This is a genomic window from Aquiluna sp. Uisw_065 (assembly GCF_047731275.1).
Lineage (GTDB): Bacteria > Actinomycetota > Actinomycetes > Actinomycetales > Microbacteriaceae > Aquiluna.
This window is the reverse complement of the sequence record NZ_CP159836.1, coordinates 449,614-476,236: the sequence shown is the minus strand read 5'-3', so window position 1 is coordinate 476,236 and position 26,623 is coordinate 449,614. Positions and strand designations below refer to the sequence as shown.

Sequence of the window (26,623 nt, the reverse complement as noted above, 5' to 3'; positions counted from 1 at the left end):
TTAGTTCTCATAGTCAGTGCCTAAACTAGCCAGAGTTTCATCGCTAAAGTTACTATTTTCCCAAATTACCGTGAAATCAGAGAACGGCCCAGCCTGCTCGATGGAAATTGCTCCAACTCTATAAAGCTCCAGTACTCCCAAAAAACGCGCTACAAATTCGCCGCGATCCTTACTGTCGGCGATGAGCTCCCGAAAACTAAGGCGCTTAGTCTTTCGTAGCTTTGAAACCAAAATTCCAACCTGCTCTCGAATGCTTATCTTCGGAGCGTGCAAGTGAGTCAAACCGACGCCCGGGATCTCCTTCGGGACAAATGCCAGCTGAGCCATCTGGGAAAACTGATCTAGGTCGGTGCTCCAGACCAATTCTGGTCGGAGGTTTCGATAAATCTCTTCAAGCCTGACCTCACGGGTAATGCGAACTGACTCCAGCTCCAGGGCCGTGCTGAACCACGAGGAAATCTCCTTGAATGCGCGGTATTGAAGCAATCGAGCAAATAACAAATCTCTTGCCTCTAGGCCAGCAATGTCCTCTGAGTCGACTGCCTGCCCCTGGGGCAGCAAGCTGACAATTTTCATGTCCAATAGCGTTGCGGCTACGACCAAGAATTCAGAAGCGCTTTCGATCTCCTGCTTGCTATCAAGCTGTTTTACGTACTTCAGGAATTCATCGGTGACGCGCGCCAGGGCAATTTGGGAAATGTCGAGCTCGTGCTTACCAATCAGGTTGAGCAGCAAGTCAAACGGACCCTCAAAATTATCAAGGTGAAGCTGGAAGTCAACTTCCGACTCAAGCTGCGCTGCCACGTTTCACCAGCTCCCTTGCAACCCTGCGATAAGACTCTGCGGCAGCTGAATTCGGCGCGAATTGAGTAATCGGCTTGCGGGCGACAGTTGCATCTGGAAACTTAACGGTTCTGTCGATGGCCGTGTCAAAAACGAGTGTTGGAAACGCTTCTTGCAATCGGGCTAGCACTTCACGGGCGTGCAGGGTCCTGGAGTCGTGCATCGTCGGGATGAGACCATCGAGCTCCAAGGCAGGGTTGGTCCTTGCTTTTACCTTGTCAATCGTCTGAACCAATAAAGCCACTCCTCGAAGCGCGAAGAATTCGGTAGCCATTGGGATTAGTACTCCGTGGGCCGCGGTCAAAGCATTGACAGTAAGCAATCCAAGTGAAGGCTGGCAATCGATAAAGATGATGTCGTAATCGTTTTTTACTTTGTTCAAGATGCCGTCCAAGACGCGCTCTCGGCCCATCTCGGTAACAAGATTCATTTCGGCCGCCGACAGATCGATGTTTGCTGGAATCACATCGAGATTTTCCATGCTCGTTTTTTGAATTGCGGCCACAGGATCCAAAGTCGAATCCATTAGAAGATCGTAGATAGTTGTCGCGTCCTGATAGTCAGCATCAAGGTTTACCGACAGGGCCCCCTGCGGGTCAAAATCCACAACAAGTATTTTCCGACCGTACTCCGCTAGGGATGCAGCGAGGTTAATGGTCGTAGTTGTTTTACCCACTCCGCCTTTTTGGTTGCACATTGCAATAATGCGCGCGGGACCGTGCTGCTTTAGCTTCCCCGGAACGGGGAAAGCCTTGTTTGACAAATTCACCCAAACCTCCAAATTATCTTTGCACTAGCCTACCGCCGAGCACGAGGATGAGCGCTCAGATAGACCTCGCGGAGTGTGTCCACGGTCATCAATGTGTAAATCTGAGTGGTGGCGACCGAGGCGTGTCCAAGCAGCTCTTGCACCACTCTCACATCCGCACCACCTTCTATCAGATGAGTCGCAAACGAATGCCTAAGCGAATGAGGGGAAACTTCCAAATCGCAAGCTTTGCCAGCCTTTTGGATTATTGCCCAGATGCTCTGCCTGCTGAGCCTGCCACCGCGGCCGTTTAGAAAAAGCGCGTTATCGCCACCCTTTTCGGCCAAGTCAGGCCTAGTTCGCACCAAATAAGCCTGCGTGGAACGCATAGCAAAACCGCCCAGCGGCACTAATCGTTCCTTGGCGCCTTTGCCGCGGACTCGAATAAGGCCCGAATCATTGATTTCATCTAAATCCAGACCAACCACTTCGCTAACCCTGGCTCCAGTTGAATACATCAGCTCCAAAATTGCACGATCTCGTAGTCTCAGTAAATCAGTGGACTTTTCCTCTGGCTCTGGGCCCGCTGCAGCAAGTAGATCTAAAACCTGCCGCTGGCTTAGGGCCTTGGGCAACCTGAAGGCAAGCTTTGGCGGTCGAAGCTTGCTTGTCGGGTCATCTAATCTCTTATCCTCTAAAACTTGAAATTTATGAAAACCCCTCACGGCCGCCAAAATTCTAGAGATGCTCGTGGCTTTGTACCCAGTGGAACCCAATGACACCGAAAAATCAATGAGCTGTTGAGCGGAAACCGTAAGTTCCGTCAAAGAATTTGACCCCAGAAAACTAAAGTAGAGGCCCAAATCACTTTTGTATGCGCTCAAAGTGTTCTTGCTCAGGCCTCGCTCAACGCTGAGGTGCCGGAGATAAACATCTAACGGCAACACAAGTAGTTAGCTCCCTTCAAAGAGGCGCTGCTGCTGCTGTCTTATTAGAGCAGCCTTTACTAAACCGTGAAACAGCGGGTTTGGCTTTGTTGGTCTCGACTTGAATTCCGGGTGAGCTTGAGTGGAGACGTAATACGGATGGACATCTGCTGGAAGTTCAACGTACTCAACGAGGCTGTCCTTTTCCGATGTACCGGAAAAAACTAGGCCAGCGCTGGCAAGCTGCTCGCGGTATGAGTTGTTGACCTCGTAGCGATGACGGTGACGCTCACTGGCTAAGTCAGAGCCATAGGTTTTAGACACAACCGAGCCCGGCAATAGGTTTGCCTCATAGAGGCCAAGACGCATCGTGCCACCAAGGTTGGAGGACGCAATCTTGTCTACTTGTTCCGCCATGGTGGCGATCACGGGATTTTTGCCTTCGGGGTCAAATTCGCTGGAGGTTGCGTCTGTAATGCCTGCAACGTTTCTTGCGAACTCAATAACCATGCACTGCAATCCAAGACAGAGACCTAGTGTTGGAATTTGATTTTCCCTGGCGAACTTCAAGGCACCAAGTTTCCCCTCAATGCCGCGCACGCCAAAACCACCGGGGACACAAATAGCATCCATTTCGCCCAGATGGTTAAGCGCCCCTTGCTCAGTTTCACAATCATCGGATCGGACCCAGTGAATGTTTACTTTCGTAAGTTCGGCAAATCCACCGGCACGCAGTGCCTCCGTCACAGAAAGATACGCGTCAGGAAGATCTATGTATTTGCCAACCAGCGCAATGTTGACCTCATGCTTTGGTCGATGCACAGCTTCAGTCACCGGATCCCAATTGGTCCAGTCAACGTCGCTAGTCTCAAGCCTTAGGGCCTTGATGATGTAGCTGTCGAGACCTTCGTCGTGAAGAACCTGAGGTATGTCGTAAATAGAAGATGCATCCGCGGCGGTAACAACTGCCTCCCGGTCAACGTCACACATTTGAGAAATCTTGCTCTTTATTGCATCCGGTAATTCTCGGTCCGACCTACAGACAATCGCATCCGGCTGAATGCCGAGCGATCGAAGCATCGCCACCGAGTGCTGGGTTGGTTTAGTTTTCAGTTCACCGGACGGCTTGAGAAAAGGAACAAGTGTGACGTGGACGAAAAATACGTTATCCCGCCCAACGTCCTGCTTTATTTGCCTAGCTGCTTCCATAAATGGCTGGGACTCAATATCGCCGACTGTTCCACCAATTTCAGTAATAATTACATCAGGAATTGGCTCTTTGTTTGCCTGTAGGCGCATTCGCCTCTTCAACTCGTCCGTGATGTGCGGAATTACTTGAACTGTGTCGCCTAAATATTCTCCGGCTCGCTCTTTGGCGATCACGGTCGAGTAAGCCTGACCCGTTGTTACATTCGCTGCTGCATCCAGATTTATGTCCAGAAAGCGCTCGTAGTGCCCTATGTCAAGATCGGTTTCCGCGCCATCATCAGTTACGAACACTTCACCGTGTTGAAACGGATTCATTGTTCCGGGGTCAACGTTTAGGTATGGATCAAGCTTCTGCATCACGACCGAAACCCCGCGAGCCCGAAGGAGATTACCCAGTGAGGCTGCTGTCAGGCCCTTGCCTAATGAGGATGCGACTCCCCCGGTTACAAAGATATGTTTGGGGGTTCCAGAGCGTTCGACCATGGAACTTCAACCTATCAGTTGAAGCGTCAAGAAATAGCCCGACACAGACAATTACCTTGCAGAATCCAATAATTCTTTTGCATGCTCAAGCGCGACCTCGGAATCTGGATTACCGGAAAGCATTCGTGCCAGCTCAGTCTGACGCTCGGTGTCGCTCAGCAATTCCACGGATGACTCCGTGATTTCACCGGAAACATTCTTGGACACGCGAATCTGTCTGTCGGCAAACGCAGCAACCTGCGGAAGATGGGTAACAACTATCACCTGCGTGGACTCCGCCAGCTTCTTTAGTCTTCTTCCAAGCTCAACCGCTGCCTGCCCTCCAACCCCAGCGTCTACTTCGTCAAAAATCATGGTTGGAAGCTGCTGACCAGCTACCAGTACCAGCTCAATCGCGAGCATTATTCTGGAAAGCTCACCGCCCGAAGCTCCCTTGCTCAATGGTCGCGGGTCAACGCCTGAGTGCGCGGCCAATAAAAATTCAATCTTGTCGGCACCGTGCACATCAAAATCGGAGCCGGGGGTGACCTGAATTTCTAGGCGTGCGCCGGACATTGCAAGCTGTGCTAGCTCCTCTGACACTCGACTCGAAAGTAGTGAGCTCGCAGCTAATCGCTCGGCGGTCAAAGCTGCGGCGTGAGATTGAAGCATCGACTCAAGACCCCGAAAATGCGTCTCAAGTTTTTCAATCTGCTCGTCCGAGGAGTCCAAGTCCAGGACGTCCGACTCAAAACCAGGAAGGTCACTAAGTAGCTCCTCAATAGGCACCCCGTATCTACGCTCAACGGCTACGAGTTCAGCCTTTCTTCCGAGTAATCGATCGAGAACTTGAGGGTCGGCATCGAGATCAGCTAAGTAACTCGCCAACTCAGCCGAAATGTCCCCGGCAAGCGACGTAAGGTCTGACAGCTGCTTCGCTAGCTTCTTTAGGTCCGGATCGCTGGTGCTCTCAAGTGACTTGGAAGCCTTTGCCAAAAACTCCGTGGCATCAGAGCCGTCTTCGCTACTAAGGGCATCGTGCGCCTTGGTGGCAGCCGACCGCAGTGACTCAACGTTTGACAGCCGGTGAATCTGCTCCTCGACCTCGTTGAACTCTCCAACTTGAGATTCCAGCCCGGCTATGTCGGCGATTTTCAAACGTAATGCGTTCAGTTTTAGTTGGTCCGTCTCGGAGGCCGTTCGCATTCTTTCGATGCGAGAACGAAGCTCCTGGAACTCTCGAAAGGTTCCCAAGTATGTTGTCTTCGCCGCGGCTAAGCCCGTGCCTCCAAAAGAGTCGAGGGCTTCCCGTTGCTTAGCCGGAGATCTCAAGCGAATCTGTTCGCTCTGGCCATGAATGGTCACAAGCTCGCTCGTTATCTCCTCGAGGACTGAAACAGGGACCGCAGTGCCGCCAATGGCCGCTCTGGACCTTCCATCACTCGACACGGTGCGGTTAATAAGAATTTCGTCCTCGGAAGTGTCGCAACCGAGATCCTGGAGTCTGGTTAACAGTTCCGGATTGGTCGAGAAGATCCTGCCCTCAACCAAAAGTTGCTGACTACCTCGACGGACGGTGGAGGAATCGGCCCTGGCTCCCAGAAGCAAACCCAAAGCCGTGAGTACCATAGTTTTACCCGCGCCGGTTTCACCGGTGAGGGCAGTGAACCCTGGACCAAATTCTAGGTTCGCAGAACTGATAACTCCTATGTTTCGAATACCGAGAGTTGCGATCACGCAGTTGCCTCCGGACCTCGCCAGCCGGTTACCGGGAGCGCAAATTTTCTAACCAACCTGTCGCTGAATGGAGCGTCGGTCAAAATAGCCATTGGGATTGACTTTGGGCTTTTCTTCACTTCAATTCTTGAACCGGGACCAAGGTCCGTGGCTCTTCTACCGTCGCACCAGACGACTCCCTCGCCAGGTGAACGTCGAAGAACTTCGATTGCCAGCTCCGAATCCGGTGCCACCACAAGCGGCCTAGCAAATAAGGCGTGAGCTGAGATGGGGACAAGCATCATCGCCTGCACATCCGGCCAAATAACTGGCCCACCCGCACTGAAGGCGTAGGCGGTTGATCCGGTGGGGGTGCTTACAAGGACACCGTCGCAACCAAACGAGGAGACTGGTCTTGAATCCACCTCGACAACAACTTCTAGAATGCGCCCACGTGAGCTCTTCTCCACGGAAACTTCATTGAGGGCCCAGCTTTCGAATACGAGTTCGGAGTCCTGAAAAACCTTTACATCGAGTGCTACTCGATGCCCAACCGTGTAGTTTCTGTCTGAGATCGCCCTAAGCACGTTAGTCAGGTCGTCTACCTCGGCCTCCGCCATAAATCCAATGTGCCCCAAATTGACTCCAAGAATAGGCGCGTCTTGAGATCGGGCTAATTCGGCTGCTCTAAGAATTGAACCATCTCCACCAAGCACAAGGACAACCTCTAGGTCTTGATTTGTGAAGAGGCTTTTATCCGAGGGGGCACTACTAAATTGCGCCCGTAATCGTCCGATGTCCTCGGCTGCAAAGACACAGTTCATGCCGAGCTCTTCAAGGCTCGAGCACGCATCCAGCGTTCTCTGCAGCTGCTCAGCAGACTCAGCAGAGGAAACCACCAGAACATTTCTAGCCATTGGCAACCTTTCGAACCCCTTAAGACTAGTAACTAGTTCATGAACAAGTACTAGTTGTTAACAGGATTGAGCATAAAAAGAATCCGGACTACTTATTAGAAAAAAGTTTGTCCACCATAAGCTGTTCCACTCCGTAATCAAGTAAATCGAATTTCATTAGAGACAGATACTCAACGTTGCCGTTCGTCCCCTTGATGGGAGATTCGGTAAGTCCGTGACAGTAAAAACCATCGTCATTGGCACCCTTTAAGACCTGCTCCACCGCACGCTTACGCTCGTTTCGGCTCGACACCACACCGGTTGCGCTCAATGAGTGCTTTCCAACTTCAAACTGGGGCTTAATCAGCCAAATTTGTTCTGCTTTTGGCGCCAGCTCCGCAAGCTTTTGGGTGACAAGTGTTAATGAAATAAAGCTCAGATCAACCACCACTAATGAAAACAGAGCTTCTCCAACCGCCGCGATTACCTGTTCGCTGGTCAAATGTCTAAGATTTTGCCCCTCTAGATTGACCACTCGAGGGTCGTCCCTAATAAAATCGACGAGCTGATTGTGCCCTACATCAACCGCAAGCACCTTATCGGCCCCATTTTCTAGTAAGACTTGCGTAAATCCGCCAGTGGACGCTCCGGCATCTAGGCATAACCCCTCGGGAGTAATGTCAAACTCACTGAGAGCGTGAGCCAGTTTGTGTCCGGCTCTTGAAACGAAGTCGATACCAGCAGATAACTCGACCTTGTCTCCCGGCTCAATTTTGCTAGAGGGCTTCTTCGCCAAACGCCCATTGACGCTGATTCTGCCCGATGCAATAAGTGCACTTGCCTGAGACCTGGAGCGAGCGAGCTCTCGGATTACAATCTCTATGTCTAAGCGCTCACTCAAAATAAATTCTCTTCTAGCTCTTCAACTACTTGGTCCAATGCCTGGACCTGATCGTCAATCGTCATGTTCTCAATCTCAAGTAATCGAAGCTCTAAGTTATCAATTGCCATTTTCGTCCTAGCTGTAGATGCTCGCGTCGACATTGAGGGCATATATTGGCCGTCCACTCGTCCAGATTACGTGGCAAGCCGCCTTCAATGTGTCCAATGACTGCGGATTTCCGGAAACAATGACTACTCGGTCACCCAGAAGCTCGACGGTGGAGTCGCCAGACTTGGCACCTCTCCTGGTGCTTTTTGGCTGCTGGTAGGGATCGAATAGTCCCGTCAGGTCCTGAAGTATGAATTTAGGTCGGTCCTCTTTACCTGCTGCCAAAAGCTCCTTGCGCGTGACAATGCCAGTCAGGACAACAGCCGAATCCAAACCAGAGCCGTTGGCCCCTCGAATGTCAGTATCCAAGCGATCTCCGACCATCAACGGATTCTTGATTCCCAGCTGAACGAGTGCCTGATCGAATATTGGTTTGAAGGGCTTGCCCGCTATTTCCGGAAGTATTCCGACAGCGGTATGAACGGCACCCACCAGTGTTCCGTTTCCAGGGGCTATGCCCTGCTCAACCGGGACGGTCCAATCTTGATTCGTGGCGATCCAAATCGCCCCACCTTGAATCGCGAAAGACGCTTGAGCTAGTTCCCTCCAGGACACGTCCGGACTAAACCCTTGAATTACGGCCGCTGGAGCGTGGGACGCATGGTCGACTACATGAAAACCCCGCTCCTCCACGGCGTGCCTCAAGCCGTCCCCGCCAACTACCAACACTTTCGCGCCCATCGGAATTTTCTTGGCCAGCAACATAACCCCGGCACTAGCCGAACCTACGATCTGCTCCGCGGTAGCTTGGATTCCAAAACCGATCAGCTGTTCAGCAATAGTCTCTGCACGCCTAGAAGAGTTATTAGTCAGGTAGCCCACCTGAATACCGAGACTTGCAGCCCTATTGACCGACTCAACGGCATTTACAATCGCCTCTGACCCTTGATAAACGACCCCATCGAGATCTAATAAAAGTGAGTCGTATTTACTTGCCAGCACCTCTAGGGCCTTTCCCCTTATTGTCCGAGCGCTTGAAATCTGGACGCTTCGAATCCGGACGACTTGGACGATCAGTCCTCTCCGAACGGTCTGAGTAAGGACGACTTGGACGACCAGAATCCGGACGACTTGGACGACCAGAATCCGGACGACTTGGACGATCGGATCTGTCAGGTCGGTCCGTGCGGCTTGAACTGGCAGATCTGTCAGGTCGATCGCTACGATCCGGACGACTTGGACGATCAGTCCTCTCCGAACGGTCTGAGTAAGGACGACTTGGACGACCAGAATCCGGACGACTTGGACGATCGGATCTGTCAGGTCGGTCCGTGCGGCTTGAACTGGCAGATCTGTCGGGTCGATCGGTACGATCCGGACGACTTGGACGATCAGTCCTCTCCGAACGGTCTGAGTAAGGACGACTTGGACGACCAGAATCCGGACGACTTGGACGACCAGAATCCGGACGACTTGGACGATCGGATCTGTCAGGTCGGTCCGTGCGGCTTGAACTGGCAGATCTGTCGGGTCGATCGGTACGATCCGGACGACTTGGACGATCAGTCCTCTCCGAACGGTCTGAGTAAGGACGACTTGGACGATCAGTCCTCTCCGAACGGTCTGAGTAAGGACGACTTGGACGACCAGAATCCGGACGACTTGGACGATCGGATCTGTCAGGTCGGTCCGTGCGGCTTGAACTCGCAGATCTGTCGGGTCGATCGGTACGATCCGGACGACTTGGACGATCAGTCCCCTCCGAACGGTCTGAGTAAGGACGACTTGGACGACCAGAATCCGGACGACTTGGACTATCGGATCTGTCAGGTCGATCGGTGCGGCTTGAACTGGCAGATCTGTCAGGTCGATCGGTACGATCCGGACGACTTGCACGATCCGACCTAGCTGCCCCACCCTCTCTCGGAGTAAATTTGCGATCCCCAGGGGTGAACTTTCGATCACTGTGGCTAAACGAGTTGGCGGGCTTCATTGTTCTTTCAAAGTCCTCGCTGGTGGGAATGCTTATTTCCTCAAAAACCTGAAATAACTCCTCGCCCTGCTCGGCCATGGCCTTTTCTGCCCTGAGAGCAAGCTCGTCCCACTTGTCGCCATCGCTACCGGCTTCCCGAAGACACTCGGCGTAGCTCCGGAAGAGCAGAGGAGACTGTTGAAAGATGCGCTTGGGATTAAGTTCGGGGATTTCCAGCTCTTGCACCGCTAGCTTGGCCTGACCTAAGTCGAGCCTCGCCCCAGACAGGACGATAGCCAAATTAATGCGGACCCCTGTATCGAGCTTTGATCGATCGATGCCAACCACGGCCTCTAGAGCGCGCTCGGGCCTACCAAGGCCACGCTCAGAATCTACGATCAAAGGCAGTTGGTCGTTGGACCCGGACAGTCTTCGATGTGTTAATAATTCTCTTATGGCAAGCGCAAATTCACCGCTCGCGTAGGCGGTTAGGCCTAGTGTTTCGTGGACGATAGCAAGTCTTCCGGCCCGTCTTGAGGCCGCAAGGGCATGCTTATGAGCTAACGCGGGATCGTCGTCGATCAGCAGCGAAACCATGGCCAGGTGTCTACCCACCATCTCTGCATTTTCGGCTGTGAGTGTTTTTAACTGGACGCGCACCGAAATGTCGATGTCGTCCGTGGTTACCTGAGAAGGAATTAGAGGCGACTTCTCGTCATTTTTGACACGATGAACCCGAGTCTGCCACTCAGGGCGCTCCTTATCAGTGCGCTCCCCACGACCACTTGGGCCCTCTTCGTTGGGTCTAGGTTTTTTTCCTCGTTGTTCCAAGATCGCTCCTAAGGCAAATCGCTTAATAGGAAAGGCCACCCCATAAGGAGTGGCCTTTTCTAAAGTAAGTCCGGCGGTGTCCTACTCTCCCACAGGGTCTCCCCTGCAGTACCATCGGCGCTGAGAGTCTTAGCTTCCGGGTTCGGAATGTAACCGGGCGTTTCCCTCTCGCTATGGCCGCCGAAACACTATTGAGATATGTGAATCGATTAAGCATAAGCTTATATTCGGTTCTCGACCATACCTCGAGAACCACACAGTGGACGCAAGCACAATTTTGAAATTGTATCAAGTTATCGGGCTATTAGTACGGGTCAGCTCCATGCCTTTCAGCACTTCCACATCCCGCCTATCAACGCAGTAGTCTAGCTGCGGCCCTCTCGACAATAAAGTCATGGAAATCTCATCTTGAAGCAGGCTTCCCGCTTAGATGCTTTCAGCGGTTATCCCTCCCAAACGTAGCTAATCAGCGGTGCACTTGGCAGTACAACTGACACACCAGAGGTTTGTCCAACCCGGTCCTCTCGTACTAGGGTCAGGTCTTCTCAAATTTCCTGCGCGCGCAGAGGATAGAGACCGAACTGTCTCACGACGTTCTGAACCCAGCTCGCGTGCCGCTTTAATGGGCGAACAGCCCAACCCTTGGGACCAACTACAGCCCCAGGATGCGACGAGCCGACATCGAGGTGCCAAACCATGCCGTCGATATGGACTCTTGGGCAAGATCAGCCTGTTATCCCCGAGGTACCTTTTATCCGTTGAGCGACAGCGCTTCCACAAGCCACTGCCGGATCACTAGTCCCGACTTTCGTCCCTGCTCGACTTGTCAGTCTCACAGTCAAGCTCCCTTGTGCACTTACACTCGACACCTGATTACCAACCAGGCTGAGGGAACCTTTGGGCGCCTCCGTTACTTTTTAGGAGGCAACCGCCCCAGTTAAACTACCCACCAGGCACTGTCCCGGAACCGGATCACGGTTCGCGGTTAGATATCCAGGGCTACAAGAGTGGTATTTCAACAATGACTCCACCTGAACTAGCGTCCAAGCTTCATAGTCTCCCACCTATCCTACACATGCAGCACCGAACACCAATACCAAGCTATAGTAAAGGTCACGGGGTCTTTTCGTCCTTCTGCGCGTAATGAGCATCTTCACTCATAGTGCAATTTCGCCGAGTTCGCGGTTGAGACAGTTGGGGAGTCGTTACGCCATTCGTGCAGGTCGGAACTTACCCGACAAGGAATTTCGCTACCTTAGGATGGTTATAGTTACCACCGCCGTTTACTGGGGCTTAAATTCTGAGCTTTGCCGAAGCTAACCCATCCTCTTAACCTTCCAGCACCGGGCAGGCGTCAGTCCGTATACATCGTCTTGCGACTTCGCACGGACCTGTGTTTTTGATAAACAGTCGCTCCCCACTGGTCTCTGCGGCCATACAGCGCTCCAACAGTAAATGTCTTCACGCCTCAGGCCCCCCTTCTCCCGAAGTTACGGGGGCATTTTGCCGAGTTCCTTAACCACGATTCTCTCGATCCCCTTAGTATTCTCTACTTGACTACCTGAGTCGGTTTGGGGTACGGGCAGCTTGAACCTCACGTCGATGCTTTTCTTGGCAGCATAGGATCACCCACTTCGTCCATAAGGACTCATCATCAGATCTCAGGCTATGTGAGAGACGGATTTGCCTATCTCTCGCCCTACATCCTTAAACGGGGACAACCATCGCCCCGCGGAGGCTACCTTCCTGCGTCACACCTGTTAATACGTTAACCGCACCAGCATAGGGTCGTAGGCTCGTCTGCCCACCTCAGCCCGAAGGCATCAGTAAGCAGCTTCAGCTACTTAGCATTACTGGATTAGTTTGGTCGGTTCTTCGCCGGTACGGGAATATCAACCCGTTGTCCATCGACTACGCCTGTCGGCCTCGCCTTAGGTCCCGACTTACCCAGGGCGGATTAGCCTGGCCCTGGAACCCTTAGTCATTCGGGGTGCGGGTTTCTCACCCGCATTTCGCTACTCATTCCTGAATTCTCACTCGTGTGGCGTCCACGGCTGGGTCACCCCGCCGCTTCGCTCGCCACACGACGCTCTCCTACCCATCTGTACGCCTGGATCTTACGACCTGGCAATGTACAAATGCCACAACTTCGGTGACTTGCTTGAGCCCCGTTATATTGTCGGCGCGGAATCACTTGACCAGTGAGCTATTACGCACTCTTTTAATGGTGGCTGCTTCTAAGCCAACATCCTGGTTGTCTATGCGACTCCACATCCTTTCCCACTTAGCAAGCGCTTAGGGACCTTAGTTGGTGGTCTGGGCTGTTTCCCTTTCGACTACGAAGCTTATCCCCCGCAGTCTCACTGCCTTGTTCTAACTCTCTGGCATTCGGAGTTTGGCTAACGTCAGTAACCTTTTAGGGCCCATCGGCTATCCAGTAGCTCTACCTCCAGAGAGAAACACAAGACGCTGCACCTAAATGCATTTCGGAGAGAACCAGCTATCACGAGGTTTGATTGGCCTTTCACCCCTATCCACAGCTCATCCCCTCCATTTTCAACTGAAGTGGGTTCGGTCCTCCACGACGTCTTACCGTCGCTTCAACCTGGCCATGGATAGATCACCTCGCTTCGGGTCTAGAACCTGCGACTAAAGCGCCCTATTCAGACTCGCTTTCGCTACGCCTCCCCCTCTCGGGTTAAGCTCGCCACAGATCACTAACTCTCAGGATCATTCTTCAAAAGGCACGCCGTCACCAGAACATGCTGGCTCCGACGGATTGTAAGCACACGGTTTCAGGTACTATTTCACTCCCCTCCCGGGGTACTTTTCACCTTTCCCTCACGGTACTTGTCCGCTATCGGTCAATAGGTAGTATTTAGGCTTACGAGGTGGTCCTCGCAGATTCACACAGAATTTCACGGGTTCCGTGCTACTTGGGATACTTCTCGAGCGGAAATAACGTTTCGACTACGGGGTTCGCACCCTCTATGACTGGCCGTTCAAGACCATTCGTCTACATCATTTACCTACTCGTGCAGATCAGCAGATCTGCAGAGAAGTCCCGCAACCCCAAACATGCAACGCCTGCTGGCTATCACACATGTCTGGTTTGGCCTCTTCCGCGTTCGCTCGCCACTACTAACGGAATCACTGTTGTTTTCTCTTCCTGTGGGTACTGAGATGTTTCACTTCCCCACGTTCCCTCTACCTGTCCTATACATTCAGACAGGAGTAACTGGATCTAGTCCAGCTGGGTTTCCCCATTCGGAAATCCTCGGATCAAAGTTTGCTTATCAACTCCCCGAGGCTTATCGCAGATTGCTACGTCCTTCATCGGCTCCTATTGCCAAGGCATCCACCGTGTGCTCTTTGAAACTTGACACACAAAGATGATCTATCACGAATAAATTCGCAATAAATCGTTGACCTGGAATAAATCCAGGTCTAAAGATGCTCGCGTCCACTATGTAGTTCTCAAAGTACGGGCGGTTCCGCATTCGTAAGTTTCCTTACTCAATACGAACCTGACCATGATGAGTCGAAACTCGAAATGGCCCCTGGGTAATCGTTTCCGATCCCCAAGGACCCAACAGCGTGCTAACCACAATCTCCTCCAGCAAGGTTCCGACCCGTAAGGGCGTACTGCTTGTTGGATTTGATCAAAAATTCTATGTAATGTTCCACCCTGAGCTAACCAGTTACAGAACATGTGCCTGTAAGTGGCTCTCTTTGTGGAGAACCGAAGTTCTCCGAGATGCTCCTTAGAAAGGAGGTGATCCAGCCGCACCTTCCGGTACGGCTACCTTGTTACGACTTAGTCCCAATTACCAATCCCACCTTCGACGGCTCCCTCCTTGCGGTTAGGCCACCGGCTTCGGGTGTTATCGACTTTCGTGACTTGACGGGCGGTGTGTACAAGGCCCGGGAACGTATTCACCGTAGCGTTGCTGATCTACGATTACTAGCGACTCCGACTTCATGAGGTCGAGTTGCAGACCTCAATCCGAACTGAGACCGGCTTTTTGGGATTCGCTCCACCTTACGGTATTGCAGCCCTCTGTACCGGCCATTGTAGCATGCGTGAAGCCCAAGACATAAGGGGCATGATGATTTGACGTCATCCCCACCTTCCTCCGAGTTGACCCCGGCAGTATCCCATGAGTTCCCACCATTACGTGCTGGCAACATAGGACGAGGGTTGCGCTCGTTGCGGGACTTAACCCAACATCTCACGACACGAGCTGACGACAACCATGCACCACCTGTATACAGACCTTGCGGGGAGCGTATTTCTACGCTTTTCCTGTATATGTCAAGCCTTGGTAAGGTTCTTCGCGTTGCGTCGAATTAATCCGCATGCTCCGCCGCTTGTGCGGGCCCCCGTCAATTCCTTTGAGTTTTAGCCTTGCGGCCGTACTCCCCAGGCGGGGTGCTTAATGTGTTAACTTCGTCACGGACCACGTGGAATGTGGCCCACAGCTAGCACCCACCGTTTACGGCGTGGACTACCAGGGTATCTAATCCTGTTCGCTCCCCACGCTTTCGCTCCTCAGCGTCAGTTACAGCCCAGAGATGTGCCTTCGCCATTGGTGTTCCTCCTGATATCTGCGCATTCCACCGCTACACCAGGAATTCCCATCTCCCCTACTGCACTCTAGCCTGCCCGTACCCACTGCAAGTTCGAGGTTGAGCCTCGAAATTTCACAGCAGACGCGACAAACCGCCTACGAGCTCTTTACGCCCAATAATTCCGGACAACGCTTGCACCCTACGTATTACCGCGGCTGCTGGCACGTAGTTAGCCGGTGCTTTTTCTGCAGGTACCGTCACTTTCGCTTCTTCCCTGCTAAAAGAGGTTTACAACCCGAAGGCCTTCGTCCCTCACGCGGCGTTGCTGCATCAGACTTTCGTCCATTGTGCAATATTCCCCACTGCTGCCTCCCGTAGGAGTCTGGGCCGTGTCTCAGTCCCAGTGTGGCCGGTCACCCTCTCAGGCCGGCTACCCGTCGTCGCCTTGGTGAGCCTTTACCTCACCAACTAGCTGATAGGTCGCGAGCTCATCCTTGACCGAAATTCTTTCTTCCCCAGTGGATGCCCACCGAGGAAAGTATCCGGTATTAGCTACAGTTTCCCGCAGTTATCCCAGAGTCAAGGGCAGATTGCTCACGTGTTACTCACCCGTTCGCCACTAATCCGCCGGAGCAAGCTCCAGCTTCATCGTTCGACTTGCATGTGTTAAGCACGCCGCCAGCGTTCGTCCTGAGCCAGGATCAAACTCTCCGTAAAAATCAATTCTGCCGATAAATCGGCAAAGCTTTTACGAACGCCTCGGAAATGAGGCGATCAATTTGATTTGGCTTTCGAACTGTCTACTGACAATTCTGTTTCATATCTTTATCCAAAAAGGATCTTGGCAGGAACAAGTTCCTGCCAAGGTTTTTGGCATTACATAGTGCACGCTGTTGAGTTCTCAAAGATCGGATGCTTCTGTGATTTCCCTTCCGGGTCCTACGCAGAGCAACTTTTCAAGTCTACCGATTTTGGGGGCGCTGTCAACTTCTGGTTACCCAGTTGTTTCTTGCGATTTCCCTAGTTGGAAGACCTAAATCCTAGACACTAAAACACTTGGCCACAAGGGCCAATATTTAGTACTTGGAAGTGTTGTACTTGAGTTGGCGATCTCTAACGGATCTTGCCTAACTTTGGCTAACTCGGGAAAGCTTAGTCACGTTTTCATAACCTTGTCAAATCCAAGACAGACCGGCGTGTTCTAGCCGAAAAACAAACCTGCTAGAGACTTTTTTCCGCGCGACAAAACAGCTACTTTTCCAGGTAAATACTGGTCTATCAGGGCAAGCTCGTCAGTAACCTTGTCCTTATTGACGGCCACCGACCCCTGGGCGATTGCACGACGCGCCTGACCATTTGATTCAACTAAACCGGACTCCACCAACGCAGTCACAACAGAAATACCAATTTCGCAAACAATATTAGGCAATTCCATGAGCGCAGCGCGCAGAGTTTCTGGGTCAAGTTCTGCTAGTTCACCCTGCCCAAACAGCGCCTGGGAGGCCGCCTCAGCGGCCAGGGCATCTTTTTCAGAGTGCACTAGCTCGGTCACCTCGATTGCCAGCCTGCGCTGTGCTGCCCGCTTATGCGGCTCGGCTGAGACTTGTTGTTCGTAATCCTCAACCTCTTTGCGCGTTAGGAAGGTAAATACCTTGAGGCGATCAATCACGTCAGCGTCGTCGGTATTAAGCCAGAACTGATACATCGCGTAGGCGCTGGTGAGGTCCTTATCGAGCCAAACTGCGTTGCCCTCGGACTTACCAAATTTTTTGCCATCCGAGTTTGTGATGAGCGGGGTTGCAATCAAGTGGACGCTTTTGCCCTCAACTCGATGCACCAGATCTGCCCCGGAGGTGAGGTTTCCCCACTGATCGCTGCCGCCGGTTTCAAGAACGCAGCCAAAGCGCTTATAAAGCTCCAAGAAATCTAGCCCCTGAAGAATCTGGTAACTGAACTCGGTGTAGCTAATACCGCTGTCTGAGTTCAGCCTCGCACTTACAGCATCTTTAGCAAGCATTTTGCCGACTCGGTAGTGCTTACCTATGTCTCTCAAAAAATCAATCGCACTGTACTGGCTGGTCCAATCGAGGTTGTTAACCATCTGCGCCTTGTTTTCACCCTCAAATGATAAAAACTTTCGATTCTGATCGCTTAGTTTAATCACCCAACTTGCAACTGTCTCTCTATCGTTTAGGGTTCTCTCAGCAGTCGGCTTTGGGTCACCTATAAGCCCAGTGGCTCCCCCTACCAAAGCGAGTGGGTGATGCCCAGCTAATTGCAATCGACGCATGGTGAGCAGCTGAACCAGGTTTCCGAGATGAAGACTCGGCGCCGTTGGGTCGAAACCGCAATAAAAAGTGATTGGTTTATTCAGCGCTTCCCTGAGCGCCGCAGCATCAGTTGACAAGGCCACCAGCCCTCGCCAATTGAGCTCGTCTAGCACGTGAGTGAACGAAGGGTCGTTATTTTGCGCTGAAAGTGTCGATGAGTCGGCCATTAGACCCTCCGATGAGGCGCGAGCTTACGAAGAGCAACCAACTGATCGATCACCTGGGAGGAAGAAGTTCCTCCAGCGCCATTTCTTGCCTCTATCGAACCGGAAACCTTCAGTACTTTTCTAACTTCAGGCAATAAATGCTTAGAAACCTTTACTAGTTGCTCATCGCTGACCTGATCGAGCTCGAGATCGTTCGCCTCGCAAAACTGAACCAACTGACCGGTAATTTCGTGAGCATCTCTGAAAACGACCCCTTGTTTAACCAGCCACTCCGCGACGTCAGTCGCAAGCGAGAAGCCCTTGGGCGCAAGGTATTCCAGTCGCTCCTTATCAAAAGTCAAAGTCGAAATCATTCCGATAAATGCGGGGAAAATCAGCATCAGGGAGTCAAAAGAGTCAAACATTGGCTCCTTGTCCTCCTGCAAGTCGCGGTTATAACTAAGTGGCAAGCCCTTGAGCGTGGCTAAAAGCCCAGTTAGGTTCCCGATAAGCCTTCCCGACTTACCTCTGGTTAACTCCGCAATGTCAGGGTTTTTTTTCTGAGGCATTATCGAGGATCCGGTTGAAAACTCGTCGGCAAGAATTGCGTAGCCGAACTCGAACGAGACCCAGGCAATCACCTCTTCGCTGATTCTTGAAAGATCGATACCAATCAAACTCAAGATAAACACGAACTCCGCGACCAAGTCACGGCTGCTAGTGGCATCCATGCTGTTTTCGCTGACACCATTGAGCCCAAGCTCTTCGGCGACAAGCTTAGGATCCAGACCCAACGTGCTTCCGGCCAAAGCACCGGCACCATAGGCCGAACGATTGGCTCTTTTTCGCCAATCCTCTAGCCGCTGAAGGTTACGAACCTGTGGCCAAGCATGTGCCAGCAAATGGTGCGAGAGCAAAACCGGCTGTGCGAGCTGGAAATGAGTCCTGCCGGGCATTGCAACACCAATGTGATTCTCCGCCTGGCTGCAAAGAGCATCGAGGTAATCAAGGACCTGTGCCTCAATTGCGTCGGCTGCGTCCAGCATAAAAATTCTGATTAGAGTTGCGATCTGGTCATTGCGTGATCGACCAGCCCTAATTTTTCCGGCAAGCTGAGACCCCGCTATTTGGATGAGTCCGCGTTCAAGAGCAGCGTGTACGTCCTCTTCGGTTGCCTTAGGTAAAAAGGAACCGTCTTCAACTCGCTTAGTTAGCTCAGCAACTGCCTTGTTCAGAACCGCAAGTTCATCTGTTGTGACGTAGCCTCCCGCATGAAGAGCTACCAAGTGGGCAGAAGTGCCCTTTAGGTCATAGGTTGCCAGTCGCCAATCAAAATGAGTCGACTTGGAAAGAGCCTCGAGCGCTTCGCTCGGGCCCCCAGCAAACCGGCCTCCCCAGAGAGAGTCTTTACTTTGTGCCATTTCTACCCAATTTCCTGTTGTCTGAAGTTTAGTTTTGTTCGGCAAGCCAGGCCATCAAGGCCTTCTGGGCATGAAGTCTGTTTTCGGCTTCCTGCCAAACTCTTGACTGGCTGCCATCAATAACATCCGCGCTAACTTCAAAACCTCGGTACGCAGGAAGGCAGTGAAGGAATATTGCGCCCTTGTCAGCCTTGGACATCAGCGCCGAGTCCACCGTGAAGGCCTGGAATACCAACGCACGCTCTTGGGCCTGATCCTCCATGCCCATTGAGACCCAAGTGTCGGTTACCACCACGTGAGCACTTTCTACAGCTTCTAGAGGGTCATTCGACGAGGTAATCTTGCCTCCTTGAATACCCGCAATTTCCCGGGCTCGATCCAAGACCGCATCGTCCGGTCCGTAACCTTCTGGAGCGGCAATCGAAACATCCATGCCCGCCATGGCGCAGGCAACAAGGTAGCTATTTGCCATGTTGTTATTGGCATCGCCCACGTAGGCAAGCTTTAGCCCTTCGGTTTTCCCGAAACACTCTTTGATTGTCATCAGGTCGGCCAACAACTGACATGGGTGCCAGCTGTCGCTCAAGGCGTTTATAACTGGAACTGAAGAATTGGCGGCCATTTCATCCAGCCCAGCCTGCGAATATGTCCGCCAGACAATCTGAGCTACTTGTCGCTCTAGAACTCTGGCCGTGTCAGCCACTGACTCTTTCTTGCCTAACTGCGAGACACCGCTATCGATAATCAGGGGAACTCCCCCTAGTTCCGCAATGCCGACAGCGAAAGAAACTCTCGTTCGGGTGGAGGTCTTGTCAAAAATAACCGCCACGGTTTGAGGACCAGCAAATGGCCTCTCACTAAATCGGTCCGCCTTTAGCTTGATGGCTCTATCAATAATCTGCGCCTGCTGCGACGGAGTAATGTCATCGTCTTTCAAAAAGTGCTTGGTCAATTTGTCCCTAACTCGTTACCTGGGTTCCAACACCGGCTTTTGTGAAAATTTCCAGCAGGATACTGTGCGGTTGTCTGCCGTCAATAATGTGAGCCTTCGGAACCCCACCTTGGACCGCACGCAAGCAAGCCTGCATTTTTGGAATCATTCCAGATTCAAGCTTCGGCATCAGTTCGGTTAGCTCCTCGACGCTTATCTCGGATAAGAGCGAGTCTATTTCTGGCCAGTTCGCATAGAGACCTGGAACATCAGTTAGCACCATCAACTTGTCGGCACCGAGAGCTATAGCGAGCGCCGACGCGGCTAGGTCGGCATTGACATTCAGTAGCTGTCCTGCGTTGGAGGGCGCCACGGAAGAAATAACGGGTACCTTGCCCTGGTCAAGTGCTTGCAGTACCGCCCTTGGATTGACAGTCTTGACTTCACCGACAAGGCCCAAATCGACCTCACCTTCCGAAGTTTGGCCCTTTACTTTCACGGCCCTAAACAGGGAGTCATCTTCACCGGAAAGCACCACGGTCTGTGCTCCAGATTCCTCAATGAGATTTGCCAAGTTTTTTGAGATCTGATTTCTAAGTACATCTCTTACAACCGACATGGTCTTTTCATCGGTGTATCGCATTCCAGCCCGGAATTCACTTTTAATTCCAATTTCAGCGAGCCTGGCCGTTATTTGCGGCCCTCCACCATGCACCACAACCGGCTTAATGCCTACAAACCTTAGATATGCCATGTCCTGAGCAAATGCCAACTGCAGTTGCTCGTCAACCATCGCGTTCCCGCCGAACTTCACCACGACTATTCGCCCGTGGAACTCTCGCAGCCAATCCAGTGACTCGATGAGAGTTTCGGCCTTGAGCCTTGCAAGTGCTTGGTCTGTGTTTGCTGGAATCATTAGCTTGAGTATGCGCTGTTCTCTTCAACGTAGCTGTGGGTTAGGTCATTGGTAACAACCGTAGCGCTGAGGTTGCCCGCATGAAGGTCAATAACCACTTGAACCTCTTTACCGCTCAAGTCCACCTTTGACCGGTCTTCGGCCGGCTCCCCCTTAGAAGAGATCAATATGGAATTGATTGACACATCTATCCCGTAGGGATCAAATTCCGCAGAGGTTGTTCCAACCGCGGCCAAGATCCTGCCCCAGTTCGGGTCCTTGCCAAAAATGGCAGCCTTGAACAAGTTGTTGCGAGCTACTGCCCTAGAAACCTCAAGGGCGTCCTCTTCGGTCTTGGCACCCTCAGTAGTGATGTGAATATTATGGCTAGACCCCTCAGCATCATCTAACAACTTGAGCGCTAGCTCTTTGCAAAGCTCAGTTAGCGATGCTGTGAACTCCCCTAAATCGGGAGTTTTCTGGCTTGCTCCAGAAGACATCAATGTCACCTGGTCGTTTGTGGACATGCAGCCATCAGAATCAAGACGATCGAAGCTCACTCGAGTGGCAGCCCTCAGGGCAGTGTCCAGCTGTTCGCTGTTCAAAACGGCATCCGTGGTGATGACAACGAGCATTGTTGCGAGGCCCGGCGCCAGCATTCCCGCGCCTTTGGCCATCCCGCCCAGAGTCCAACCTTCGGTGCTTGATCTTGTTCCAAGCTTCACCACTGTGTCAGTGGTCATAATGGCGTGAGCTGCGTCTTGTCCACCCGATTCTGAAAGCGATTCGAATGCCGAGGTTACCCCGCTCAATAATTTAGGTCTGTCCAGCTGTTCACCTATTAGGCCGGTCGAACAAACAACAATTTCAGCCGCGGGGAATCCGGTGAGTTCGGCAACTTTCTCTGCGGTTGCATGCGTCGTTTGGAAACCCTGCGCGCCGGTGTAGCAGTTGGCTCCGCCGGAGTTTAGAACGATTGCGCTTGCCTGGCCACCGGCAATAACCTGCTTAGACCAAAGTATTGGATTCGCGAGACAGCGATTTGTTGTGAATACCGCCGCCACGGCATTGTTGGGTCCCTGATTTACTACGAGAGCAACATCAAGACCGCCACTGGTTTTCAGGCCAGCCGCTACTCCGGCGGCTATAAAACCCTTCGGCCCGACAACACTCATGGGGCAACCCCAATCGAGCTCAAGCCAACCTGCTCCGTCAAGCCAAGGGCAATGTTCATGCACTGGATAGCGGCGCCGGCGGTGCCCTTCACCAGGTTATCAATCGCACTCACCACAATAACTTTCTGAGCGTGCTCATCAAAGGCAAGTGAAATCTGGGCATTATTAGTACCCAACACGCTAGCCGTTCTTGGCAGCTGACCTTCAGGGAGCAACTGGACAAAACTTTCATCCCCGTAGGCATTCTCATAAACATCTCGGAGATGCTCCAGTGAAAAACGACTCGAAGGCTTCGCGGTATTAACGGCCAAGATTCCTCTGGACATAGGGACTAGAACCGGAGTCATAGAAACTGTCACCGGTTTGCCAGCGGCCAAGGATAGGTTCTGCTCAATCTCCGGCGTGTGTCGATGAGTTCCCCCAACCCCGTAAGCTCTTGCGGATCCGAGAACCTCGGCTGCCAATAAGTCGATGCTGCCGGCTTTTCCAGCCCCAGAGGTTCCAACTGATAGCACTGAAACGACGTCATCGGGTTCGATAAGCCCCGCTGTAAATGCCGGCGCCAGGGCAAGAGAAACCGCTGTCACGTTACAACCCGGTATGGCTAAGCGCCTAACTTCACGAAGTTCAGTCCTGAGCTTGCCTCCGGTTGCCAACGTTAGCTCTGGGAGGCCGTAGGGCCATGAGCCAGAGTGAGCAGTTTGGTAATAAGTCTCCCAAGCGCTTGCGTCTTGCAATCTAAAATCAGCTCCGCAGTCAATCACCATTACGTGCGTAGGCAGCTGCGCCGCCAGTTCCGCGCTTTTGGTGTGCGGCAGGGCAAGAAATACGACTTCATGTCCCGCTAGATTTTCAACCGAAGTCTCGACTAACACTCGATCTGCGAATTCCGGGATGTGGGGCTGAAGTAGACCAAGACTTTGACCAACATTGCTGTGGCCGGTGACTGCACCAAGGTCTAGCATCGGATGCGCTGCAATCAGGCGTAAAAGCTCGCCCCCAACGTACCCACTTGCTCCAGCGACTGCCACCTGAATAGTCATTTAGCCCCTTAGAGTTGCGCCGAATTGCTGGTTTGCAAGCTCCACGGCCTGATCCCTGGCCGCGGTAGCCTCCGCTTGGGTAAGAGTGCGGTCATGCGCTCGATACAGAAGCGAGAAAGTCAAGGATTTCTGGCCGGCGTCTAAACCTTTGCCGCGGTAGTCATCAACCAAACGGATTTCTTCGAGAAGATCTCCGGCACCGGTCACGATGCTTTGCGTCAAATCGGCGGCACTGACCCGAACATCGACAACCAGAGAAAGATCCTGCGTCAAGGCAGTCATAACCCCAAGCTCCTGGGCCTGAACCAAATCCGGAGCCACAGCAAAAATTTCATCCAGATTCAATTCAAAAACTCCAACGGACCTGGGTAGGTGATTTTGTGAAGCCAACTCCGGGTGAACTTCGCCTACAAATCCCACCACTTTTCCGGCCACCAGCACGTGCGCGGCCCGGCCCGGGTGAAGCCCAGCAATCTCGAGCTGCTTTATTTCAAAGGAAACCGCGGCCTGCTGCATAACTACCTCGACTGCGCCTAGGGCCTGAGGGTAGCCCGCCAATGTGAAGTGCTGCCCTGGGCTTTGAGGTAACCAATGGCCCGTAAGTAGACCAGAAACCAACCTGGGCTGCATCGGTATTGCTGCCTTTAGCGCGGCCAAAGTCATTTCTGAAGGACGCACGTTGCCCGCGGGCAAAGTGGTCACGGCACTGACATCATTTGACAGAAAAACTGAACCCTCTTCGAGCAACGCTAAGTCGGTGGACCCGCGAGATATGTTTCTGGCCGCAGCCGAAATCAATCCTGGAACCAAAGACGTTCTCAAGAAACTCGCCTCAGACTGCATTGGGTTTTCGAGCTCCAAGGCTCCAACTGGACCCATCCAACTGTTCTGCTCCGCAGAGACAAACGGATAGTTCAGAACCTCGACGAATCCAGCGCCGGTAAGGCCGGCCAATACCCGACGTCGAAGTTTCTGCCTGGCAGTAAGGCCACGCCCCGGAGGTGCAACCGGTAGCCTAGACGGAATTTTGTCATATCCGATAAGCCTTGCGACCTCTTCGACCAAGTCAGTCTTATGAGTAATGTCAGGACGCCAGCTAGGCACAGTCACTTGAACAAGATTTTTAATTTTCGCAACAGTGCAACCGATTTCTTCGAGACTGGCAATCACTTCGTCCGCCGAATATTCAACACCCACCAATTGACCCGGATAATCAAGTTTCATTTCTATTGTTGGTAGCTGAAAATCGCTTGAGTGTTCGGCCCCGACACCGCTAAAGCTCCCGGAGGCAAGCTCAGTCAACAATCTGGCGGCCCTGGAAGCCGCAGCCCTGGAGATCGAACTGTCCACCCCCCGCTCAAATCGCTTGGACGCTTCGGATGGTAGCTTGTGGCGTCTAGCACTCCTGGCAATCGAAATTGGATCGAAAATCGCCGCCTCTATGAGCACTGCCGTAGTGCTTGAGCTAACCTCGGTCCGAGCCCCGCCCATAACACCGGCGATTCCTATTGGACCCTGCTCATCACAGATCGACAGATCTTCTTCGTGAAGCTGTCTGGTTTTTTGATCCAGTGTTATGAGCTCTTCGCCCGCCTTTGCACGTCGAACGCTTATGCCCCCAACCAGCTTGTCAAGATCGTAAGCATGCAGTGGTTGACCGAGCTCTAGCATCACGTAGTTCGTGATGTCTACCGCGATTGATATCGAGCGCATTCCAGCAAGCTTTAGACGGTTTACCATCCAATCCGGAACCTTCGACTCGGCGTCTAGACCGGAAACTCCAACCAATACAAACTGACTGCAGCCGGCCTTGCCGTGGATAGGGGCATTGTCTTTCACTTCGAGCGCAAAGCCCGACCCCATTACCGGCTCAATGGTAAGAACCGGGTCTTGGAACTTCACGCCAGTCGCATGCGAATACTCTCTTGCGATTCCTCTTATTGACAGGCAATAGCCACGGTCCGGAGTCACGTTCACCTCGGCGGCAGACTCGTCCAATCCCAGCAGCGCGATTGCGTCGAGCCCAATTTCAGGGTCAAGACCTATCGAACTCAGCACAAGGATTCCTTCGTGCTCATCTCCCAGTCCAAGCTCCTTAGCAGAAGCGATCATGCCATCCGAGACGTGTCCGTAAGTCTTTCTGGCTGCAATCTCGAACCCTCCGGGCAAAACGGCGCCCGGCAGACTCACTACAACTTTGTCCCCGACCGTAAAATTGGCGGCGCCACAGACGATGCCCCTAATCTCCTCTGAGCCGCTGGTTGCAACTCGAACTTGGCACCAACGAATAGTTTTTCCATTTTTTTGCTCTTCAGCCTGGAAGGACAGGACTTCCCCGACGACGACCGGTCCAGATATGTCCCCGCCGTGAGAACCTTCTTCTTCGAGGCCAACTTTTACGAGCTCAGCCATCACGTCATTCGGGGTAATTTTCGCACCAAGCTCGACCATCTCACCGAGCCATCCAAGTGGAATTCTCACCTAGATCACCGAACCAAACTGGGCACTAAACCGAACATCGGCTTCGACCATGTCGTGCATGTCTTTCACGCCGTTTCTGAACATCAAAGTTCTCTCGATGCCCATTCCGAAAGCGAATCCGGAATAGACCTCGGGATCAATTCCTGCCGCAAGCAAAACGTTCGGATTCACCATGCCGCAGCCACCCCACTCGACCCAACGCGGTCCGCCTTTGGCATCCGGATGCCAAACATCCAGCTCGGCGGAAGGTTCAGTGAAAGGAAAAAAGCTCGGCCGCAATCTAATTTTGGCCTCTTCGCCAAACATCACCCTTGCAAAGTGTTCCAAAGTTCCCCGAAGGTCGGCCATGGTCAAACCCTTGTCAATCGCCAAACCCTCCACCTGGTGAAACACCGGGGTGTGGGTGGCATCTAATTCGTCGGTCCTGAAGACTCTTCCTGGGCACAGCACGTAAACCGGCAGTTCGCGCTCAAGAAGGGATCTAACCTGAACTGGAGACGTGTGAGTCCGCAACAGCAGGTGATTCTCGACTGGCCTAACAAAGAAAGTGTCCTGCATTGCCCTGGCTGGGTGATCCGGGTGAAAATTCAATGCGTCGAAATTAAACCATTCATTTTCAAGCTCCGGGCCATCGGCTATCTCCCAGCCCATACCAACGAATACATCGCTGACCTGATCCATCAAAAGAGACAGCGGGTGTCTTGCGCCGAGCCTCAAAAACTTTGGCGCAGCCGTCATGTCGACTTTTTCGTTAGCAAGGGCCTCGCTTGCCGCTAGCGATTCCAGCTTGACTTCTTTTTCTTCAAACGCTTGGTTTAGCTTTGCCCTTGCCCCTCCGACTAACTTGCCAGCCTCAGCCTTTTGCTCATTGGGAACTGCCTTTATCAAAGCGTTGAGCCTACTGATTGGGGAGCTATCTCCAACAATCTGAGCCTTCTGGTTCCTCAGGGTTGCCGCATCTTCTACAGCGGCCAGCGCGCTTAGAGACTCTTGTAGCGCATTGGCTACTACTTCGGGAGTTAATTTATCGGACAT

The 26,623-nt window shown here is 52.5% G+C and carries 16 protein-coding genes and 3 rRNA genes; all 19 read right to left on the bottom strand.

All coding sequences use genetic code 11. The features are described 5' to 3' along the window. Positions 1–804 carry a segregation and condensation protein A gene (locus ABXT50_RS02385; RefSeq protein WP_415274575.1) on the bottom strand — a complete coding sequence of 268 codons (804 nt, stop codon included), beginning with the start codon at positions 802–804 and terminating at the stop codon, positions 1–3. Continuing rightward, positions 788–1,612 carry a ParA family protein gene (locus tag ABXT50_RS02380; RefSeq protein WP_415274574.1) on the bottom strand — a complete coding sequence of 275 codons (825 nt, stop codon included), beginning with the start codon at positions 1,610–1,612 and terminating at the stop codon, positions 788–790. Before ABXT50_RS02380 ends, ABXT50_RS02385 begins: the two co-directional genes overlap by 17 nt. A 29-nt stretch (positions 1,613–1,641) precedes the next feature. Beyond that, entirely contained in the window at positions 1,642–2,538 is an 897-nt protein-coding gene (locus tag ABXT50_RS02375; protein ID WP_415274573.1) for a site-specific tyrosine recombinase XerD, read from the bottom strand. Positions 2,539–2,544: 6 nt separating this feature from the next. Continuing rightward, positions 2,545–4,209 (bottom strand): CTP synthase, encoded by a 1,665-nt coding sequence (locus tag ABXT50_RS02370; protein WP_415274572.1) that lies wholly within the window; start codon positions 4,207–4,209, stop codon positions 2,545–2,547. A 51-nt stretch (positions 4,210–4,260) separates the two neighbouring features. Further along, positions 4,261–5,925 carry a DNA repair protein RecN gene (gene recN, locus ABXT50_RS02365; protein ID WP_415274571.1) on the bottom strand — a complete coding sequence of 555 codons (1,665 nt, stop codon included), beginning with the start codon at positions 5,923–5,925 and terminating at the stop codon, positions 4,261–4,263. Further along, on the bottom strand, positions 5,922–6,821 hold the full coding sequence (locus ABXT50_RS02360) for an NAD kinase (RefSeq protein WP_415274570.1): 900 nt from the start codon (positions 6,819–6,821) through the stop codon (positions 5,922–5,924). The genes recN and ABXT50_RS02360 overlap by 4 nt, the downstream gene beginning before the upstream one ends. Before the next feature lie 88 nt (positions 6,822–6,909). Beyond that, a complete protein-coding gene (locus ABXT50_RS02355; protein ID WP_415274569.1) occupies positions 6,910–7,701 on the bottom strand; it encodes a TlyA family RNA methyltransferase in 792 nt (263 codons plus the stop codon). Between the two features lie 117 nt (positions 7,702–7,818). Further along, complete coding sequence (locus tag ABXT50_RS02350) at positions 7,819–9,687, bottom strand: HAD-IIA family hydrolase (RefSeq protein ID WP_415274568.1); 1,869 nt, start codon at positions 9,685–9,687, stop codon at positions 7,819–7,821. 975 nt (positions 9,688–10,662) lie between these two features. After that, positions 10,663–10,779, bottom strand: a 5S ribosomal RNA gene (rrf, locus tag ABXT50_RS02345). A 99-nt stretch (positions 10,780–10,878) separates the two neighbouring features. Then, positions 10,879–13,979 (bottom strand): 23S ribosomal RNA (locus tag ABXT50_RS02340). A 383-nt stretch (positions 13,980–14,362) separates the two neighbouring features. Next, positions 14,363–15,883, bottom strand: a 16S ribosomal RNA gene (locus ABXT50_RS02335). Together the 16S, 23S and 5S rRNA genes form the textbook arrangement of a ribosomal RNA operon. 484 nt (positions 15,884–16,367) lie before the next feature. Further along, a complete protein-coding gene (tyrS, locus tag ABXT50_RS02330) occupies positions 16,368–17,663 on the bottom strand; it encodes a tyrosine--tRNA ligase (protein ID WP_415274567.1) in 1,296 nt (431 codons plus the stop codon). Next, positions 17,663–19,063 (bottom strand): argininosuccinate lyase, encoded by a 1,401-nt coding sequence (gene argH / locus ABXT50_RS02325; protein WP_415274566.1) that lies wholly within the window; start codon positions 19,061–19,063, stop codon positions 17,663–17,665. The genes tyrS and argH overlap by 1 nt, the downstream gene beginning before the upstream one ends. Positions 19,064–19,091: 28 nt before the next feature. Then, the gene (argF, locus tag ABXT50_RS02320; protein WP_415274565.1) at positions 19,092–20,015 is read right to left on the bottom strand and encodes an ornithine carbamoyltransferase; all 924 of its coding nucleotides are present in this window, start codon (positions 20,013–20,015) and stop codon (positions 19,092–19,094) included. A gap of 7 nt (positions 20,016–20,022) precedes the next feature. Continuing rightward, positions 20,023–20,910 carry an acetylglutamate kinase gene (argB, locus tag ABXT50_RS02315; protein WP_415274564.1) on the bottom strand — a complete coding sequence of 296 codons (888 nt, stop codon included), beginning with the start codon at positions 20,908–20,910 and terminating at the stop codon, positions 20,023–20,025. Beyond that, positions 20,910–22,064: a bifunctional glutamate N-acetyltransferase/amino-acid acetyltransferase ArgJ gene (gene argJ / locus ABXT50_RS02310; RefSeq protein ID WP_415274563.1), complete on the bottom strand. Its 1,155-nt coding sequence runs from the start codon at positions 22,062–22,064 to the stop codon at positions 20,910–20,912. The genes argB and argJ overlap by 1 nt, the downstream gene beginning before the upstream one ends. Continuing rightward, positions 22,061–23,107 carry an N-acetyl-gamma-glutamyl-phosphate reductase gene (gene argC / locus ABXT50_RS02305; protein WP_415274562.1) on the bottom strand — a complete coding sequence of 349 codons (1,047 nt, stop codon included), beginning with the start codon at positions 23,105–23,107 and terminating at the stop codon, positions 22,061–22,063. The genes argJ and argC overlap by 4 nt, the downstream gene beginning before the upstream one ends. Beyond that, positions 23,108–25,588, bottom strand: a complete 2,481-nt coding sequence (gene pheT / locus ABXT50_RS02300; RefSeq protein ID WP_415274561.1) for a phenylalanine--tRNA ligase subunit beta — start codon at positions 25,586–25,588, stop codon at positions 23,108–23,110. After that, positions 25,589–26,623, bottom strand: a complete 1,035-nt coding sequence (gene pheS, locus ABXT50_RS02295) for a phenylalanine--tRNA ligase subunit alpha (RefSeq protein WP_415274560.1) — start codon at positions 26,621–26,623, stop codon at positions 25,589–25,591.

Excerpts from the sequence above, each read along its gene's own strand:
- ABXT50_RS02370 (WP_415274572.1), bottom strand. The coding sequence starts at position 4,209 with ATGGTCGAACGCTCTGGAACCCCCAAACATATCTTTGTAACCGGGGGA.
- ABXT50_RS02360 (WP_415274570.1), bottom strand. The coding sequence starts at position 6,821 with ATGGCTAGAAATGTTCTGGTGGTTTCCTCTGCTGAGTCTGCTGAGCAG.
- tyrS (WP_415274567.1), bottom strand. The coding sequence starts at position 17,663 with ATGGCCGACTCATCGACACTTTCAGCGCAAAATAACGACCCTTCGTTC.
- argH (WP_415274566.1), bottom strand. The coding sequence starts at position 19,063 with ATGGCACAAAGTAAAGACTCTCTCTGGGGAGGCCGGTTTGCTGGGGGC.
- argB (WP_415274564.1), bottom strand. The coding sequence starts at position 20,910 with ATGATTCCAGCAAACACAGACCAAGCACTTGCAAGGCTCAAGGCCGAA.
- argJ (WP_415274563.1), bottom strand. The coding sequence starts at position 22,064 with ATGAGTGTTGTCGGGCCGAAGGGTTTTATAGCCGCCGGAGTAGCGGCT.
- argC (WP_415274562.1), bottom strand. The coding sequence starts at position 23,107 with ATGACTATTCAGGTGGCAGTCGCTGGAGCAAGTGGGTACGTTGGGGGC.
- pheS (WP_415274560.1), bottom strand. The coding sequence starts at position 26,623 with ATGTCCGATAAATTAACTCCCGAAGTAGTAGCCAATGCGCTACAAGAG.